Source organism: Qipengyuania mesophila, from assembly GCF_019711655.1.
In the GTDB taxonomy this organism is placed as follows: domain Bacteria; phylum Pseudomonadota; class Alphaproteobacteria; order Sphingomonadales; family Sphingomonadaceae; genus Qipengyuania; species Qipengyuania mesophila.
This window is the reverse complement of sequence record NZ_JAIGNU010000003.1, coordinates 53,494-71,412: the sequence shown is the minus strand read 5'-3', so window position 1 is coordinate 71,412 and position 17,919 is coordinate 53,494. Positions and strand designations below refer to the sequence as shown.

10 protein-coding genes and 3 pseudogenes are annotated in these 17,919 nt (G+C 62.1%); 4 read left to right on the top strand and 9 right to left on the bottom strand.

Going from position 1 to position 17,919, the window contains the following annotated elements; all coding sequences use genetic code 11:
• Positions 1-113: 113 nt before the first annotated feature.
• Entirely contained in the window at positions 114-1,931 is a 1,818-nt protein-coding gene (gene aspS, locus K3181_RS13240) for an aspartate--tRNA ligase (RefSeq protein WP_221603601.1), read from the bottom strand.
• 181 nt (positions 1,932-2,112) lie between these two features.
• On the opposite strand from aspS, the gene rnd reads away from it, so the two are divergent.
• Together rnd and K3181_RS13230 are read left to right on the top strand one after the other, a co-directional pair.
• Entirely contained in the window at positions 2,113-3,315 is a 1,203-nt protein-coding gene (gene rnd / locus K3181_RS13235) for a ribonuclease D (protein ID WP_221603600.1), read from the top strand.
• A gap of 7 nt (positions 3,316-3,322) precedes the next feature.
• A complete protein-coding gene (locus K3181_RS13230; protein ID WP_221603599.1) occupies positions 3,323-4,219 on the top strand; it encodes a LysR substrate-binding domain-containing protein in 897 nt (298 codons plus the stop codon).
• Positions 4,220-4,231: 12 nt separating this feature from the next.
• On the opposite strand, the gene K3181_RS13225 is transcribed toward K3181_RS13230, so the two are convergent.
• The 5 genes and pseudogenes from K3181_RS13225 to K3181_RS13205 form a co-directional block, all read right to left on the bottom strand.
• Complete coding sequence (locus K3181_RS13225) at positions 4,232-4,972, bottom strand: hypothetical protein (RefSeq protein WP_221603598.1); 741 nt, start codon at positions 4,970-4,972, stop codon at positions 4,232-4,234.
• A gap of 80 nt (positions 4,973-5,052) precedes the next feature.
• Complete coding sequence (locus K3181_RS13220; RefSeq protein ID WP_221603597.1) at positions 5,053-5,547, bottom strand: hypothetical protein; 495 nt, start codon at positions 5,545-5,547, stop codon at positions 5,053-5,055.
• Between the two features lie 486 nt (positions 5,548-6,033).
• Positions 6,034-6,291, bottom strand: a pseudogene (locus tag K3181_RS13215) (CDP-alcohol phosphatidyltransferase family protein); the annotation flags it as partial.
• Between the two features lie 112 nt (positions 6,292-6,403).
• Positions 6,404-6,643: pseudogene (locus K3181_RS13210) on the bottom strand (heavy metal translocating P-type ATPase); the annotation flags it as partial.
• Positions 6,644-6,663: 20 nt separating this feature from the next.
• Positions 6,664-7,389, bottom strand: coding sequence for an alpha/beta fold hydrolase (locus tag K3181_RS13205; RefSeq protein ID WP_221603596.1), 726 nt, complete (start codon positions 7,387-7,389; stop codon positions 6,664-6,666).
• Positions 7,390-7,682: 293 nt separating this feature from the next.
• On the opposite strand from K3181_RS13205, the gene K3181_RS13200 reads away from it, so the two are divergent.
• Positions 7,683-8,942, top strand: a complete 1,260-nt coding sequence (locus K3181_RS13200) for an MFS transporter (protein WP_221603595.1) — start codon at positions 7,683-7,685, stop codon at positions 8,940-8,942.
• 86 nt (positions 8,943-9,028) lie between these two features.
• Here the strand turns inward: K3181_RS13200 and K3181_RS13195 are convergent, their stop codons facing one another.
• Both K3181_RS13195 and K3181_RS13190 read right to left on the bottom strand, forming a co-directional pair.
• Positions 9,029-9,376: a hypothetical protein gene (locus K3181_RS13195; protein ID WP_221603594.1), complete on the bottom strand. Its 348-nt coding sequence runs from the start codon at positions 9,374-9,376 to the stop codon at positions 9,029-9,031.
• A 55-nt stretch (positions 9,377-9,431) separates the two neighbouring features.
• On the bottom strand, positions 9,432-15,479 hold the full coding sequence (locus K3181_RS13190; RefSeq protein ID WP_221603593.1) for an autotransporter outer membrane beta-barrel domain-containing protein: 6,048 nt from the start codon (positions 15,477-15,479) through the stop codon (positions 9,432-9,434).
• Positions 15,480-15,824: 345 nt separating this feature from the next.
• Here K3181_RS13190 and K3181_RS13185 point away from each other — a divergent pair, with 345 nt between their 5' ends.
• Positions 15,825-17,378 (top strand): winged helix-turn-helix domain-containing protein, encoded by a 1,554-nt coding sequence (locus K3181_RS13185; RefSeq protein WP_221603592.1) that lies wholly within the window; start codon positions 15,825-15,827, stop codon positions 17,376-17,378.
• A gap of 220 nt (positions 17,379-17,598) precedes the next feature.
• On the opposite strand, the pseudogene K3181_RS13180 reads toward K3181_RS13185, so the two are convergent.
• Positions 17,599-17,820 (bottom strand): annotated as a pseudogene (locus K3181_RS13180) (CDP-alcohol phosphatidyltransferase class-I family protein); the annotation flags it as partial.
• Between the last annotated feature and the right edge of the window lie 99 nt (positions 17,821-17,919).

Below are 17,919 nucleotides of genomic sequence, written 5' to 3'. Positions count from 1 at the left end.
CTCAGATTTGGGGGTTTATGAATTGCCTGTCGCCCTAATGAACGGCGCGGCCTTAGGCAAGTGCCACTGACCGGACCGAATATGGGAAGCCCGGCCAGAATTGGTAGGGTCCGTCAGTCGCCCGCCTGGTCGACGCGAGTCGCCTGGGCGCCTTCGGGCTTGGGTGCGTCGACGGTACGAATATGCACGTCGCGCAGCTGGCGCGGGCTGACGAGGCTGGGTGCGCCCATCATCAGGTCCTGCGCCTTCTGGTTGAGCGGGAAGGCGATCACTTCGCGAATGTTGGGCTCGTCGGCCAGCAGCATCACGATGCGGTCGATCCCCGGGGCCGAGCCGCCATGCGGCGGCGCGCCCAGCTTGAACGCCTCGATCATGCCCGAGAAGTTCTCGTCGACATCGGCCTGGCTGTAGCCGGCGATCTCGAAGACCTTGTACATGATGTCCGGGCGGTGGTTCCGGATCGCACCCGAGCTGAGCTCGTAGCCGTTGCAGACGATGTCGTACTGCCACGCCTTGATGTCGAGCGGGTCCTGCGTTTCCAGCGCTTCCATCTCGCCCTGCGGCATCGAGAAGGGGTTGTGGCTGAAATCGACCTTCTTGAGCTCTTCGTCGTATTCGAACATCGGGAAGTCGACGATCCAGCAGAACTTGAAGCAGCCCTCTTCGATCAGGCCCAGTTCCTCGGCGACGCGGGTGCGCGCGGCACCGGCCAGCTTGGCAGCGTCCTTTTCCTTGCCCGCGGCGAAGAACAGGCCGTCGTTCTCGCCCAGACCCAGTTCGGCATAGAGCTTCTCCATGCCTTCGGTGCCGTGGTTCTTGGCGATAGGGCCGCCGAATTCGCCGCCCTTGCGGGTGACGTAGCCGAGACCGGCGAAACCTTCGCGGCGCGCCCAGTCGTTCATCTCGTCGAAGAACTTGCGGCTCTTCTCATGCGTGTCTGGTGCCGGGACCACGCGCACGCGACCGCCCGAACCGACGATCTTCTCGAACAGGCCGAAGCCCGAAGTGGTGAAATGCTCGGTTACGTCGCTGATGATCAGCGGGTTGCGCAGGTCGGGCTTGTCGGTGCCGTACTTCAGCATCGACTCGGCATAGGGAATGCGCGGGAACTCGCCCGCCGGGGTGACGGTCTTGCCGCCCGAGAACTCCTCGAACACGCCTGCGAGCACGGGTTCGATCGCCTGGAAGACGTCTTCCTGCGTGACGAAGCTCATCTCGAAGTCGAGCTGGTAGAATTCGGGGCTGCGGTCGGCGCGCAAATCCTCGTCGCGGAAGCAGGGCGCGATCTGGAAATAGCGGTCGAAGCCGGCCACCATCAGCAGCTGCTTGAACATCTGCGGCGCCTGCGGGAGCGCGTAGAAGCGCCCCGGATGGAGGCGGCTCGGTACGAGATAGTCGCGCGCGCCCTCGGGGCTCGAGGCACCGAGGATCGGGGTCTGGAACTCGCTGAAACCCTGGTCGGTCATGCGGCGGCGCAGCGAGGTGATGACCTTGTTGCGCAGCATGATGTTGGCGTGCACGCGCTCGCGGCGCAGGTCGACGAAGCGGTACTTGAGGCGCGTTTCCTCGGGATAGTCCTCCGCCGAATTGACGATCAGCGGCAGTTCTTCGGCGCGGCTCTGGACGCTCACTTCGCGTGCGAAGACCTCGATCTCGCCGGTCGGCAGGTTCGTGTTCACCGCCACGTCGGCGCGCGCCTTGACCACACCGTCGATCGTGACGACCGATTCCAGCTTGATCTTGTCGAGGACCGGCAGCGCCGCGCTGTCCTCGTCCGCCACGATCTGCGTGATCCCGTAATGGTCGCGCAGGTCGACGAACAGCACACCGCCATGGTCGCGCTTGTTGTGCACCCAGCCCGACAGGCGAACGGTTTCGCCGACGTTTTCCTTGGTCAGCTGTGCGCAGGTGTGGGTACGATAGGCGTGCATCTAAAATCTTTCCATTTTCGGAGCTATGACGCTAGGGGCGCGAGCGTCGCGCTCCTCTAGCAGGAATCGCGCGCGCTAACAGGGCACGGACGGACTTTTGTCAAGTTCACTCGCGCCCGGTTGAATTGGGGCCTCGCCGGCCCGTGGGCGGTACTCCGCCCGACAGAAACGAAAAGATACGATGAAAATACACGAGCTGATTACCGAGATCGAACCGCTGGCGGAATTGTGCGAGCGGCTGGCCCAGAGCGAATTCGTCTGCGTCGACACCGAATTCATGCGCGAGAACACCTATTGGCCCGAACTCTGCCTGGTGCAGATCGGCAATGAGGAGGAAGCCGCGGCGATCGATCCGCTGGCCGACGGCATCGACCTCAAGCCGTTGTGGGACCTGCTGTGCGACAATGAGGACGTGCTCAAGGTCTTCCACGCGGGCGGCCAGGACGTCGAGATCGTCTACAATTTCACCGGCAAGACGCCGCACCCGATCTTCGACACGCAGATCGCGATGATGGCGATCAGCCAGTCCGAACAGATCGGCTATGCCAATCTCGTCGAAAGCTGGCTCGGCCTGACGATCGACAAGGGCGCGCGCTTCACCGACTGGAGCCGCCGCCCGCTGACCGAGCGGCAGATCGAATATGCGATCGGCGACGTCACCCACCTCGCCGACATCTTCCCGCGCATCCTCAAGAAGCTGATCAAGACCGGCCGCGGCGCCTGGCTCGATGCCGAGATGGACAAGCTCGCCGACCCGGACAATTACGCCAACGATGCCGGCAGCGCGTGGCAGCGGATCCGCTCGCCCGGGCGCAATCCCGCGGTGCTCGGGCGTCTGAAGGCCCTCGCCGCCTGGCGCGAGAGCGAGGCGCAGCACAAGAACATCCCGCGCGGCCGCATCATGCGCGACGAGACGCTGGCCGACATCGCCAGCCACCCGCCCAAGAAGCAGGCCGATCTCGCCAAGGTGCGCGGCCTGTCGAACGCCTGGAAGGACAACGACATCGGCAAGCGCCTGATGAAGGTGCTCGACAAGGCCGAGCCGCTGCCCAAGGGCGAAATGCCCGAGAAGCCGCAGCGCGGCGCACCGCTGGGCAAGGAAGGCGCGCTGGTCGCCGACCTGCTCAAGCTGCTGCTCAAGATTCGCGCGCGCGAAATCGACGTCGCCGCGCGGCTGCTGACCAAGGCCGACGAGATGGAAGCGCTCGCCGCAGGCGTGCGCGACCTCAAGATCCTCGAAGGCTGGCGCTACGACGTCTTCGGCAAGGATGCGCTCGAACTGGTCGAGGGGCGGCTCGCCTTTGCGGTCAAGGACGGGCGCCTGCTGATGACCCATGTCGACGATCTCCACGCGGGCATGGTCCAGGCGCAGGCGGCGGAATAGGCCCCGCGTGAGCACCTACCTCCCCACGCTCAAGCAGCTGCAATATCTCGTCGCGCTGCACGAGCACGGCCATTTCGGCCGCGCGGCGGAGGCGAGCTTCGTCTCGCAATCGACGCTGAGCGCCGGGATCCGCGAGCTCGAATCGCTGCTCGGCGTGACGCTGGTCGAACGCAGCCGCCGCGTCGTCCGCTTCACCGCGCTCGGCAACCAGGTGGTCGAGAAGGCACATCGCATCCTGCGCGAGGCGGAGGAACTGGCCGATCTCGTCCAGGCCGCGGGCAAGCCGCTCGCCGGCCAGCTGCGGATGAGCGTGATTCCGACGATCGCCCCATTCCTGATCCCGCGCTTCCTGCCGCGGCTGCGCAAAGAACGGCCCGAACTCGAGCTTTTCCTGCGCGAGGAGACCAGCCACGACGCGGTCGAATCGCTCCAGCACGGGCGCGTCGACTGCGTGCTGCTCGCCCTGCCCTTCGCCACCGGCGAGGTCGAGAAGGCGCATATCGCGGACGACGAGCTCTATGTCGCCTTCCCCAAGGACGACCCGCGCGATCCGCCCGACGTGATCCCGCCGAGCATGATCGACGAGGGCCGGCTGCTGCTGCTCGAGGACGGGCACTGCCTCAAGGACCACGCGCTCGCCGCCTGCAACCGCCCCGAACTGCGCGCCAGCGCGACGATGATCGGCACCAGCCTGCACACGCTGGTGCAGATGGTCGACAACGACCTCGGCCTGACCATGCTGCCCAAGATGGCGGTCGACGCGGGCATTCTCGACGGCACCGAAGTCGTCGCACGCCCGCTCAAGAGCAAGACCGCCACCCGCGAAATCGCGCTGATCTGGCGCAAGAACTCGCCCCGCCGCGATGATTTCGAGCTGCTGGCCGAGGAATTGCGCGCGGGTTAGCCGGAACGGGCCTCAGCCGGGCTGAATGGGGATGCTCATCTTGAAAGGTAGATCCCCAAAGATCTTCGCAGCGTAATTGGAGGCGCGGCGCCCGAAGTCTTCATGATCGAAGTCTATGAATGAGACACCGCCTTCCTTCAAGGCAGTGAAAACGCTGTTGTCGTCCCCCATTACGTATGGCGGTTCCTCAATGACGCCATCAAAGAACAACTGGTAAAGCGGAAGCCAGACACGGTCCACGTCATACTCAGTTAGCCGCCCTTCCTTGAGTTCGTCTTTGAATCTAGTCGCCCAGTCTGAAAATACCCGAAGGGGACGCTTGCGCTTCTTCGCGTATACATATCCCATGAGAACAACCACAGGATCATTCGTTTCCAGACAGCGTTCAGGAAGGTCTTCTTGGGCCTGAGCACTCAACTGCAATAGGTAGTATATGCACCAGACAATATTGTCTGATTGAGCAAGGGCGAAGGACCTGTCCAGCAGCTTGAGCACCCTGCTCTCCACCCGCTGTTCGACGCGGGGGTCGGCGGAGGCCACTCGAGGCAGCCATCGTTGGATCAGAGGAATAATAGTTGGAAAGTAATATGCGTAACGGAGCAGCGCATCTTCAAAGTACCTCTCGGCTGCTTCATCGTCCGCGCCTATCCCTTCATTCACGATGCCGATCTCAATGATTGCCGAGAACGCGTACTTTATGACACTGCCGTCGGGAAACTCTTTGCTCAGTGCAACGGCTTTATCGATGATCAACTTCAGTTGCCTGAATTTTAGTTTCGCACGCGCGCCCCCTTCGTCCGCGACCGCCTCGTCATCGACGCCGAGGAATAGGTTTATATCTGTGATCCAATCGTCGCGATTGAGTACAGGTAGTTTTTCCCAAAATCGGTCAGGGGGTCCTGATCTTCGATTTCTCCATCTGCCGAAACATGGTCGTATCGATGCACGACGATTCGTCCATCGTCATGCAGACCGAACTCCAATTGCGAATTAGGGCTCTGACAAACTTGTGAGATTTCATTCCAATGTTCGGCGATGACGGTCACGAGCTCAGCATAGGCCCTGGGATGAGGGATACCCATCATCCGAGGGATGTTGGGATGCCGCGTCCTTCGGAAGGGCAACAAATCATACCCCCCCTTCCAACGAGCCTTAATTTCGATCAGCTTGGCGACGATCTCAGGCGTGAAAAGGTTAGAATTGAAAATCGGTGGGAGCTCTTCCTTGTGGTCGTGCTGCCGTGGCAAGTAGTTGTGTTGGAGAAGCGCCTTTCGGACAGCCTCTTTGTCTAGACCATTTAGGCTCGCTTCAAAATCCAATGCAGTCATGCGAACTCCTCGACATTTTCATCGGTCTCTCAGCAGCCTATTCTAGGCGATATCGATCGACCAAAGGCAAGTCGCAACGCCGTCATTCTGAGTCATCGATTTTGCGATAATATTTCTCTGATCCCCAAAGTATTTAGTCTCAAGAGACACCACAATCCAAGGCAAAGAGATTGGCGGAAAGTTCACACATCTTCAACGGAAAGTTAGATTCTGCATAGCGAGTTGTGTCTTCTTGTGCCGGAGCTTCAGCCCAGCTGCGGGACATCCCTGCATCTCATGCCGGCTTAGGCCTTTCGGTCCGCCAAATCCTGACAGTCTCTTCCCCCCCCAATCCGGTCATTTCCTACACGCCCTCGCCACGCTAAAATCCGCGCGCTCTTTCTCGCCGTCGAACCAGCCCAACGCGTCCCTTTCGCGCCCTCGCGTTTTTCCCGCTTGGACCGTGTAACACCCGGTCCATGTCTACGGACTGGCCGAGGGCGAATCCTAATCCATGTGCTTGAGGCCGACGCGCAAATAGTCCCAGCCCGTCACCACCGTCAGCACCGCCGCCGCCCAGAGCGTGGTGAGGCCCACCGTGTGCGGGACATTGGCCTCGATGCCGCCGACCATTGTGGTCCAGTGCGGCAGCCCCTCGCCCAGGATGAGCGAGCCCAGCGCGACCATCTGGAAGGTCGTCTTCCACTTGGCGGGCCTGGACACCGGGATCGAGACCTGCAGCGGGCCGAGGAACTCGCGCAGACCGCGCCGATCAGCCCCCGGTGCCCATGGCGACAGCGCCGCCGGGCGGTATGCTTCCCTTTCTGCCGATCCACCGTGTCAATGCTGACCATCGGCGTGGTTTTGGTGCGCTCCGTCACAGCCTTGCCGTTCGCAAGCGCAGGGAGTTGAGGACCACGGAGATCGAAGACGCGCTCATTGCAAAGGCAGCAACCATCGGACTGATGAGCATGCCCATGACCGGATAAAGCACCCCGGCGGCAATCGGCACGCCTGCAGCATTGTAGATCAGTGCAAAGAACAGGTTCTGCCGGATGTTGCGCATGGTCGCCTGGGCAAGTCGTCGCGCACGCACGATCCCGTCGAGATTGCCCCTCTCGTCGCTCCGCCCATCGGCTATCTCGTCGCGAATTCGCGGGCCGAAGCAAGGAGCATTTCTACCAAGACCGACGGAGCAGTGAGCATCGCATCATGGCCCGTGGCGATGTCGCGCGTCGGCCAGCCATAGCTGCGCGCTCGCTCTCTTGCCCAAGCCAGCGGGGCGTACTCTGGGGACGTGCATTGTATATACTCGCACTTCATGCCGGCCCCCGGCTTCCCGGACAATCGTATCGGAGACTCGTATGTCGCAATGGGATGTGGTGTGAGCAACCCTTCGATCTCGTTCCAGAGTTGATCATCCGTGATGCCCAGGTCTGCCTGCGTAGGAAGGGGAATGGCGAGGCCGTCGTGCCGAATCTTGGCGGCGCGCATCCTTTCTTCGACGATTTCTGGGTCCACCATGGCGAAAATGCTTTCCCCGTCTTCCAGAACAGCAGCGTCGAGAAAGACGAGCTTAGCAATACGCCCACGCGCGCATTCGGCGACACCGGGAAGGACTGCTCCGCCGAAGCTATGGCCGACCAGCACGACCTCTTCTAGCCGCTCATACTCCAAGACATTGACCAGGTCCTTTACGAGGATATCGATCGAGATGTCGGGCGATAGGAGGTGCTTCCGCTCCCCAAGGCCAGTCATGGTGGGGGCGAAGGTCCGGTGACCGTGCTCTTCGAGACCCGCACGCACCTCGCGCCAGCACCAACCGCCGTGCCATGCGCCATGGACGAGTACGAAAGTTGCCATCGTGCGATTACTCAACCTCGATTAGATTTTCGCAATAGGGCAGTTTTCCCATCTTGTCGTTGGCCGGGTCACGCATATCGCCAGCCTTCATCCTCCAGAACACTCATCGACGACACCCGCTGTCTCGATTTTGCTGCCGAGGCTAAGAACGATCAACTTTTTCCGGCTAAGCAAACGCTTTGAATGAATAGCCACTTTCGGCAAGCGGACTAGCGGTTCCGAGAGTCGACGACGAGCGTGGTGCGAAAGTGACGGGATCGGCTCGGACGTCGCATGGGCAAGGGAGCAACACGATGGCGACTGGCGTTAGTGGCCAAATTCCGGGGTCGGTAAGCTCGGCGCTCGCGCCGCTGAGATACCGCACCTTTCGTTCGATTTGGCTGGCCAATCTCTTTTCCAATGTGGGCGGCTCCATTCAGGCGATCGCCGCAGCCTGGCTTATGACCGAGTTAACTCAGTCGCATATGATGATCGCCATGGTACAGGCCTCGGTGGCTACGGGGATCATGGGCTTCGGGATGATCGCCGGGGCTATTGCCGACAATTGCGACCGACGCCGGGTCATGTTGACTGCGCAAATGGGCATGTTGACCACGACTTCGTTGCTGGCGCTGCTGGCATTCAGCGACATGCTGACACCGCTTCGCTTGCTGGCTCTTACGCTCTTGGTGGGTATCGGCACTGCGCTGAACTCGCCGGCTTGGCGCGCGGCGCTCCGCGGCGAGGTGGGACTGAAGGATCTTCCGCAGGCGATCGCGCTCAATACGGTCGCTTTCAACGTTGCTCGGACCGCCGGACCCGCCATTGGCGGGCTGCTGATCGCATTCTCGAGCGTGGCGCTGGCCTTCGCGATAAATGCCGCCAGCTATCTCGGTATGGTCGCGGTGTTGCTGCGCTGGAAGCGTCGGCAGGACGCGATGATCCGTACACCGCTGTTCTCAGCTATCGGCTCGGGACTGCGCCGTTGCCTGTCTGATCAGCCGATCCGTCGGGTAATGGCCCGAGTCATGCTCTTCGGCTTCGGGGCTACCTCCTATTCCGCGCTCGCCCCGGTGATAGTTCGCCACCATCTGCAGGGCGACGAGGTTGAATTCGGTATGCTGCTGGGATTGTTCGCTATCGGCGCGGTCGCAATGGCGTTGTTTGTCGGCGGTTTGCGTAAGCGTTTCGGCAGCGAAACCGTGGTCATGGTTGGTACGCTCGGATTTGCCGCCGCGCTCGCTCTGATTGCGCGTGCAGACACCATTTGGGAAGCTCTGCCGGCAGTGTTTATCGGCGGCAGCGCCTGGGTGCTGGTGTTCGCCTCGCTCAACGTCACGATGCAGCTCTTCGCGCCGAGCGAGATGATCGGTCGAAGCCTATCCATCTACCAGACGGCCACATTTGCCGCTTTGGCCGCTGGATCGTGGTTTTGGGGCGCGCTGTCCGACTGGCTCGGCCTCCCCGCTGCGCTCACCGTGGCGGCGGCCTATTTGGTGGTGACGCTCGTAATTGGGCAATTCTTTATGCGCCTGCCGACTTCCGAAGAGCTGACACTCAGCGCGAAACGATAATCGAACTCATGCTCGTCAAAATCGGCCTGAAGGAGAGCGGGTGGGGGAACACCGCGCGGCGACGTTCGGCGGATAGTACAGGCGTCTTATCTCGATGTGCCCGCCAAGTACACGCGCGAACACCAAGACACATAACAGATCCTCTCTATACCCTCCTGTTTGTCGTTGGCCATATTCATGGCGGACGTAGCGACCGATTGGAGTTCGATTAGTTCCGGACGAACGCCCGCCGATCCAAGAGTACGCGTGATCGCAGCCTGGACCGACTGTCGATTGAGGCTCGATGCATTCCGGTCGACGACGATCACCACTTCGGGGACTTCCGTCCCCTCCATGTTCTGAGTGCGCGACAGGCTCATGCTGAACCCGCCGGCGGCAGCGGCCGCCACCGAAATGAACACCGAGAGAGAAACGAAACCGTGACGCCATTTCATCGTGTCATTCCCCTGTGGGAACGGGGCGCCGGCCTTCGCGGCTCCCCAAGTGTATTCAGAACTTGAATGCCATCTTGGCGCTGAACTTCTCCAGCTTGTCCTGGCCGCCTTCTTCGAGATCGTAGCTGAGGCGCATCTCGAGCTTATTCGACAGATCGAGAATCATACCGAGCCCATATGTTGGCAAGGTGTCCTCGCGGTGCGAAGTGACTTTGGCGAGATAGTCGGTGTCATAGCCTTCCGCGAGACCGGCATGGAGGTGCAAATCGCCGAAGCGGACGCGATAGCCCAGCTCGCCAAAGAGACGCACCCCGACATCGCCGAGTGCAATATGCTTGCCGATCTGGACCGCGGGACGGAGGTCGAACACCGTGTTTGTCGACGGACCGACCCGAACGTTCATGCTCCCCGCGCCTTCTTCGGTGTAGCCGAAGTTGTGCAACACGGAGAGGTCTGCATCGAACAGCGGCGTGACGTCGATGGCGCCGAGGTCGAAGAACCGACCGCCGCGCAAACGCGCGGTGAAGACCATCGACTCGTGCTCGGAGATCGCGGTCAGCGTTTCGCCGCCCAGCTCTTCCGTCATGGTGAAGGTGCGCGTGCCGTCGGCCCAGCTATAGGACCCCATGAGCGATAGCGATGCGAAATTGCGATCGGTGTTGTACTTTAGGATCGTGCCGATTCCGACACGCGTGCCTTCGCTCAACGCCGTGGCGCTCCTGTAGCGCGTGTCCTCGTAAAGGCCGGAGAGGCCTAGGTGCAGACGCTCGCCGACAGCGAACTGTCCACCGACGGCTAGGCCCGACGCGCGGTCCTTGTGCGCGCCGCCGAGATGCTCGTTGTCGCGCCAGATATATTTACCCCAGTAGCACTCGCCCTGAACGATCGGGTTAACCGAGGCCCTGGTGGTTCCGCCACAACTCTGAAGATCATTGAGTGCGGCTTGTTGCGCATTCGCATCTGACTGGAGCGCGCCGTAGTGGAGCGTCGGCTCGATCAGCGTCATCTCGTCTGCGAGGTGCTGCAGATTAGTCTCGTTCGCCCCCATTAGGAGGTACTTGAGCAAAGTGTCGTCGGTCGGAGACGACGCCGTCGGATCGGCAATCGCGGCGATCTGCGCATTGGCGACACCCGCGACGTCCAGCAGGTTGTCGGTCAGGCCAGAGCGGGTGAAGTCGATATCGACCCCCTCGAGCCGAGCGGTCGCGCTGCCAGAGCCGTTGAATGACATGGACACGTCGAAGTTCGTTGCCAGCGTTGCTGTCCTGAGCCCGAACAATTGCTCGGCGCTGCCACTGGTACCCATGCCGTTGGCGACTGTGATGATGTCTTGGGCGCTCCAGGCGCTCGTCGGCAGCGACACAAGGTTGATCGTCACGCCCTCGGCGGGGCCGCCGATCTCGTAGCTGTTGACGTCGATGTAGTCGGACTCGCCGCCCGACATCGAAACATTGAGAATATGCGCAGCAACGGGCGAACCGAACTTGTAGTCGAAGGCGCCCGAAATCGCGCCATTGATTGTGCCATGCGAGGTCAGCGACCCTACGGCCGAGCCGATGCCGATGATCCTGCCCGTCACAGCACCGAGGTCGAGCTCGGCATCCTTGGTGTCGACGATGATTGCCCAGCTCTCCGTGTCGGTGCCAATAGATCCGGAGGTGGAATCGAGCGAAATGCTGCCATTCTGGCTAATCATCACGACCGTGCGAGTGATTGTACCCTCGTTGACGAGTCTGAGCGTGCCGCTGCTATCGTCGTCCAGGGCGAGTTCGACAGACCCGTTGACAAAGCCACCGATGAACGCCTCGGCACTGCCGCCCGCATCGATATCGAGTGCTATGCCGCCGCCGGCATCGATGGTCCCAAGGATGTCGACGAGGACATTGCCGTCGTCTTCGATATAGATGCCGCCCCCGGTGCCCGGACCGGCAGCCAACGCCGTGATCGCACCGCCATCCTCGAGGATCACGTGGGTCGTGTATTGGCCGTCAGCTATCGAACCACTGCCGAAGCGGTTGGCGGCGTAGATGCCCCAGGACCCTTCGCCCGACACCGACAGATTGCCGGCGACATCGATCGTCTGCGCACGGTCGTAGCCATAGCTGGTCTCGTTCTGCGAAAGGCTTTGGTCGTTCTCGTTGCCCGCTGCCTTGCCCGAGGCTGTTTCCAAGAGGATGCCGTGCGAATGCGCGCCCGACGTCGAGACCGTCGCGCCACCGCGCAGCGTGACGAAGTTGGCCGCATTGTTGTTCGTGTCGAACTTCGTTGCGTGCCCGTAGATTGTGTATCCTTCGGGGGTCAGCATCGTGAAGGCGTTGCTGAGCGACTGGCCATGGATCGCGCTCGCGTAGTCGCCGCTCGTCGTCACGCTGCCGTAGAGATCGACGAGGACGCCGCCATTGGCATTGGTGGTGCTCGCGGTATCGAAGTCAGAGTTCACGACGTCTGGGGTATGATCGAAGAACAGTGCGCCACCGCCCGAATCAAGCGATTGGGCGAAAATTCCGATCGCGCCGTCACCCTGCGTCGAGACATAAGACTGGCCGTCGATATGATCGGTGATACGAACGTGCCCGCTCGCACCCTGGTTGACGGTCGAATCCTGCAGCGTGACGCTGAAAGTGCCGTTGATCGTCTTCGTCATGTGGAACGTGCCGCCGCCGCCGCCGATCGACTGGGCAAGGATGCCGACCGCACCATCGCCGGTCGTCTCGACCGTGACCGAACAGCTTTCGGTCGAGGAGACTGCAATACTGGCACAGCCGACATTGACATCGCCGCCATTGCCTGCGCCGCCGGCCACGTCGAAACCGACACCGGTAGCGATCGCCTTGCCGAGATCGTCGACCCAATTGTGCCACGAAGCATCGCTGGCAACGCCGGCGCTACCGCCGCCGCCGCCGATCGACTGGGCCAGGATGCCGAAGGCACCGGTACCCGAGGTCTGCGCACGAGCCCACTGCACGTCAACCGTGCCGCCGTGGTTGCCATCGCCGCCGTCGCCGCCGAGCTTGACTTGGAGGACCCCGTCACCGTCCGAGGCACCACCGTCGCCGCCGCCCCCGCCGATCGATTGGACAAAGACACCGTGGGCGTTGGAACCCGACGTCAGGGCGGTGATGTCGCGCACGAGGATGTTGCCGCCAGTGTTGCCGATTCCGCCGTTTCCACCGACGCCGAGGGCGAGATTGAGGCCGGTGAGGCCGTAAATCCCGACCTTCTTGGAGCCGGTCGCACCGCCCGTGCCGCCGCCGCCGCCGATCGACTGGGCGTGGACGCCGTAGCTGTGGTCGCCAGCGGTCGAGACTACGGTGAGGTTACCATTCTCGGCCGCCTTGATGGTGACGTCGCCGCCCGTGCCGCCAGTGCCGCCCGAACCACCAACGGCCACTGCAACGCCGACCGTGCTCAACCCCATGAACCCGTTGGCAACCGCGGAGCCGCCATTGCCGCCCCCGCCGCCGATCGATTGGGCGGAGATACCGGAGGCGAAGTGGCCATTGGTCGTGATCGAGCCGCCATCTAGCAACGCCTGGACAGTGCCACCGACGCCGCCTGTCCCGCCCGAGCCGCCGACATCGACGGTGATGTTCAGGTTAGTCTTGGTGTCGAAGGTTTCCCCGAAATAGCTGGTGATCTCGCCTAAAACGCGATTGCCTAATCCACCGAGCGAACGCGGCATCGAGGTGGCGAAGCTGTAGCTGTGGACGTTCCCGCCATTGCCCCCACCGCCGCCGATCGACTGGAGCAGGAGACCCTTGGAAAGAGCTTCCTCGGTGGTGATGTTACCGCCGAAATTGGCCGTGATGTCGCCGCCATCGGCGCCCGTGCCGCCACTTCCGCCGACATTGACGCTGGCCTGGACCACGCGGCCCTCGGTCTCGCTGATACCCGTGTCGAGCGAGGCGGAGACGTTCAGCGCAAAGATGTGCCCGCCATTGCCGCCGCCGCCGCCGATCGAATGCGCGGCCGCACCCACCGACATGACGCCGTAGGTCTTGATGGTGCCGTCAATGTTCTGTGTGATATTTCCGCCGGTTCCGCCAGCGCCTCCGCTGCCGCCAACATCGACCTTGGCACTCGCGGCCATCCCTTCACCATTTTGGAGCGCGAGAGCATAGCTGTGGATCGAGCCGCCATTGCCGCCACCACCGCCGGTCGATTGGGCCAGGATGCCGGCCGAAAAATCGCCGTGGGTTGCGATCGTCCCAGTCTCGGTCAGTTCGGAGAAAAGTGAACCGCCGTGGCCGCCGCTGCTGCCGCTTCCGCCCAGCGACACGCCGAGGTTGAGACTATTCTCGCCAACCGAACCAGTTGTCGAGACGACATTTCCGCCGGACCCGCCGCCGCCGCCGACTGACTGTGCGTGGACGCCGTTCGACATCTGGCCGACTGTTGTGATGTCACCCGAGACCGAAGTGTAGACTTCCCCGCCGTCGCCGCCCCCACCTGCCGAACCAGCCAGATTGATCGACATGGTACCGGAAAATGCGCCGACCGCAGCGTCGAGCGCCCAGGTATGACCGCCATTGCCGCCACCTCCGCCGATCGACTGGGCCTGGATCCCGCTCGCCATCATCCCGTGGGTGGTAATCGAGCCGAAGTTATAGACCTGGGCCTCGCCGCCGTGGCCGCCGTCGCCGCCGCTGCCACCGATTGCGACATTGGCGGAAAGGCTGACATCCTCTCCTGCAGACGCCGAGACGGTGAAAGCGGTGTGGGCATTGCCGCCACCGCCGCCGACCGACTGCGCAAGGATGCCGGTTGCGAAGTTGCCCGGCAACTGTGCCCCGTCGGTCAGTTCCATGTCGTCGCTTGCGCTGGAACCGGTGATAATGGTGCCGCCGGTATCGTTATCGACATAGGCGAGGTCCGCATCGCCGCCGCGCCCGCCGCTGCCACCCATCGCGAAGGTGAAGGCGATATTGGGGGCGACCGCCACGGCATAGGCCGAACCGCCGTCGCCACCGCCGCCCGCGATCGACTTCGCGCTGATTCCCATCGCGCCCGTGCCGTCGGTCGAAATCGAACCGGTATTGAAGACTTCGACGACACCGGAATCGCCGCCGTATCCGCCCGAGCCGCCGATCGCGACGCCGAACACGGGGCCGACCGCATAGGCACTGCCGCCGTCGCCGCCGCCGCCGCCCTGCGAAAGCGCGTCGATGCCCTTGGCATTATAGCCGGTGGTGGTGATCGAGCCGCTGTTGGCGACAAAGATCGTGCCGCCGATACCGCCAGGGCCGCCATCGCCGCCCATCGCGAAGAACAAACCGACAGTGCGGCCGCCATAGCCGCCGTTTCCGCCGACGCTGTGCATGGCCATGCCGTGGCTCTTGGAACCGATGGTGGTGATCGTGCCCTCGTTTTGACCGGTCACATCGGAACCCGAGTTTCCGCCTGCGCCACCGGTGCCGCCCTTGCCGTCGAACCAACCGCCAGAGCCGCCGTAGCCAGCGGTGCCGCCCTCGGTCAGGCCGAACATGCCAGCCCCCTTGTCGAAGAGGGTCTCTATCGTGCCCAGATTGATGACGTACACATCGCCGCCATTGCCGCCGTTACCGCCGTCGGCGCCGCTGCCGAACGTGGCGGCGCCGCCGCCATTGCCGCCGTCGCCGCCCCTGCTGTGGGCATAGAGTCCCTTGTCCCAGCCGACGATCTTGCCGTCCGCGAGATTTTCAACGATGACGGTTCCGCCATCTCCGCCACGCCCACCGGCACCGGGTTCCTTGGGCCAGGCCGCATTTGCTCCGCCGCCGCCATGGCCGCCAAAGGAACTCGCATCGATATAGCGGAATCCATTTACGGTCCCACAGTTGACGACCGTGATCGAAGGACCCTCGGCCCCATTACCGCCATCGCCGCCGTCGAAGTCCCTGCTTCCGCCGTTCCAGCCCGATCCAGTGTAAACGCCATCCGGGTCGACGCTGTGGGTCTGGTCCGTGGTTGGATATTCCGGGAGCGGCGTACATTCCTGTGCCTGAACTTGAACCGGGATGGCGAGTGCGAGACTCGTAAGACAAGTTGTCGCAAGCAGCTTCGCTCCGCTGCAAGACAGCTTCGCCGGAGGGATGTTACGCGAACGGGCCTTGGGGATGATCATCTCGTTCTTGGTCCTGGAAGCTTTTGATTGAATTCGAGAAGAGGGTTGCACGCCCTCCGCGAGAATGGCTCGGGTCTGGTAGGGATTGCCGAACCGCCGTCCGTGTCGAAAGACCGCTCTGCCCGGCACGTCCGGCCGGACTGGACAAGCACGGAAGCGATAGGCGTTGCACCTGTCGCTCACGACATCCAGTGCTTCGAAAACATGGTTTTTCCATCCCAGAGTCTTTGCGCCCTCAGGGCTCTGCCATTTGGGGCTAGGCCGAAGTCACTAATTTTTTGGGAATGAATTCGGAACAATTCGGAATTCGCTGACAATCGGTCCGCGCTGACATATGCCGAAGCCATGCCGAGCTACCGTTTTGCTAAATACCTTTTCGACCCCGACAGGCTTTGCCTATTGCGCGATGGCGAGGCAGTTCCCGCGCAGCCGCGGGTGCTGGAAATGCTGGCCCTTCTGATCGACCATCGCGACCGTGTGGTTACCCGCGACGAAATGGCCGAAGCCCTGTGGGAACGATCACTGGTGTCCGAGGACGCCATCACCAAACGCATTGGGCTCCTGCGCAAGGTTCTTGGGGACACTGCGCGCGATCGGCGATTCATACAGACGGCGTATGGCAAGGGGGCCAGGTTTGTAGGACGGGTCACAGTTGAAGGAGTTGCACCTCCATCGGTTGCCTCTACTGCAATCGATAGCAACGCTCCGCAAACAGCCCCTCCGACGATCGTAATCCTTCCGTTTCGTACGCTTGGCACGGCAGGTTCGGATTCGCAGATCGCGACCGGTTTACCCGACGACATTACAAGTGCGTTGGTCAAGTTGCGCTCGCTCAGAGTGATCGCGCGCGGCACGGCTTTCCGCTACGCCGGCAGCGAAACGCCGCTCGGCGATTTGCGGGCGGATTTGGGCGTTTCTTATGCCTTGAACGGGACGGTCGAACGCGCTCCAAGGGGAGTGCGAATTTACGTCGAATTGCTGCGGACTGAAGACGAAGGGATCGTATGGTCGGAAAACTTCCGGGTGGCCGAGGAAGAGGTCCATGAGATCCGCGATGAACTGATTCATCAGATCGTCAACCGTACGGAAATTGCCATTCCCAAGGAGGAGGCGGCCCGCGCTGCGCTCAAGATGCCCTCGCACCTTACGACGTGGGAGGCTTACCACCGGGGAGTGAGCCTCGGGGTTGAAACCATGCAACCGGATTTTCCGCGAGCCCGCTTATATCTCGAGCGGGCGATAGCCGGGGCTCCGGATTTTGCGCGAGCGCACGCCGCGCTGGCGTTCGTTCATTGGAATTCTATGAATGAGGGCGACCAAACGGAAGCCTGCCGCACTGCGATGCTGACGGAGGCAGAATGCGCGGTTGCTTTGGATGGCGAAGACCCGATGGCACGGGTGGCACTGGCAACCATGCTCGGTTCTCTCGGTCAAATGGATGCCGGAGCGTTGCATATCGCGCGCGCGCTTCATCTGGCGCCGGGGATGGCCCGAACTCATGCCGTGCGTGCTGGATTTCACACCGCGAAGGGAGAACTGGCGGAAAGTCTCTCGGCTATCGATCAAGCCATATCGCTAAGCCCTCGCGATCCTCATTTGGCGCGATGGCTATCCATTCGGTTGGTAAATCACATTCTTCAGGGCGACTTGGATGCCGTGCATGCCGACGCATGCGAAATCGAAAGGATTGGTTCGGACCAAATCTCTGCGCTCGGTTGGGCTCTAACCGCTTTCTCGATATCGAGTGACGCCGACGGTATTGCTCGCATAAGAACGCGTCTGGTCCACCTTCTCCCCGGCGGACGCGCGGTCGGAATACCCGTCGCATACAAGAGCCTTCCCCCTTTGCTGCAGGCAATGCTCACCAAGACCTTCGTCGATCACGATTTGATGGGATAGGCAGCTAGTTCTCTAGGACTTCACAGAAGGTGGGCGCATCAAACCGCAAGACTCATCCGGTCTAGGAACGTGGGTTTTGTGGCAGGCTATTCATCGCGAGCTGAACGCGCGCTTGTGTGCCTAATCCGACTAAAAGCGGACAGGCCGCTTTCGGCCCCACTCCGACATTTCCTACAGCGGCGCGTGCGCTAAAATCCGCGCGCTCTTTCTCGCCGTCGAACCAGCCGGTCACCACCGTCAGCACCGCCGCCGCCCAGAGCGTGGTGAGGCCCACCGTGTGGGGGACATTGGCCTCGATCGCGCCGACCGTGGTGGTCCATTGCGGCAGCCCCTCGCCCAGGATGAGCGAGCCCAGCGCGACCACCTGGAAGGTCGTCTTCCACTTGGCGAGCCTGGACACCGGGACCGAGACCTGCAGCGGGCCGAGGAACTCGCGCAGGCCGCGCCGATCAACCCCCGGTGCCCATGGCGACAGCGCCGCCGGGCGGTATGCTTCCCTTTCTGCCGATCCACCGTGTCAATGCTGACCGTCGGTGTGGTT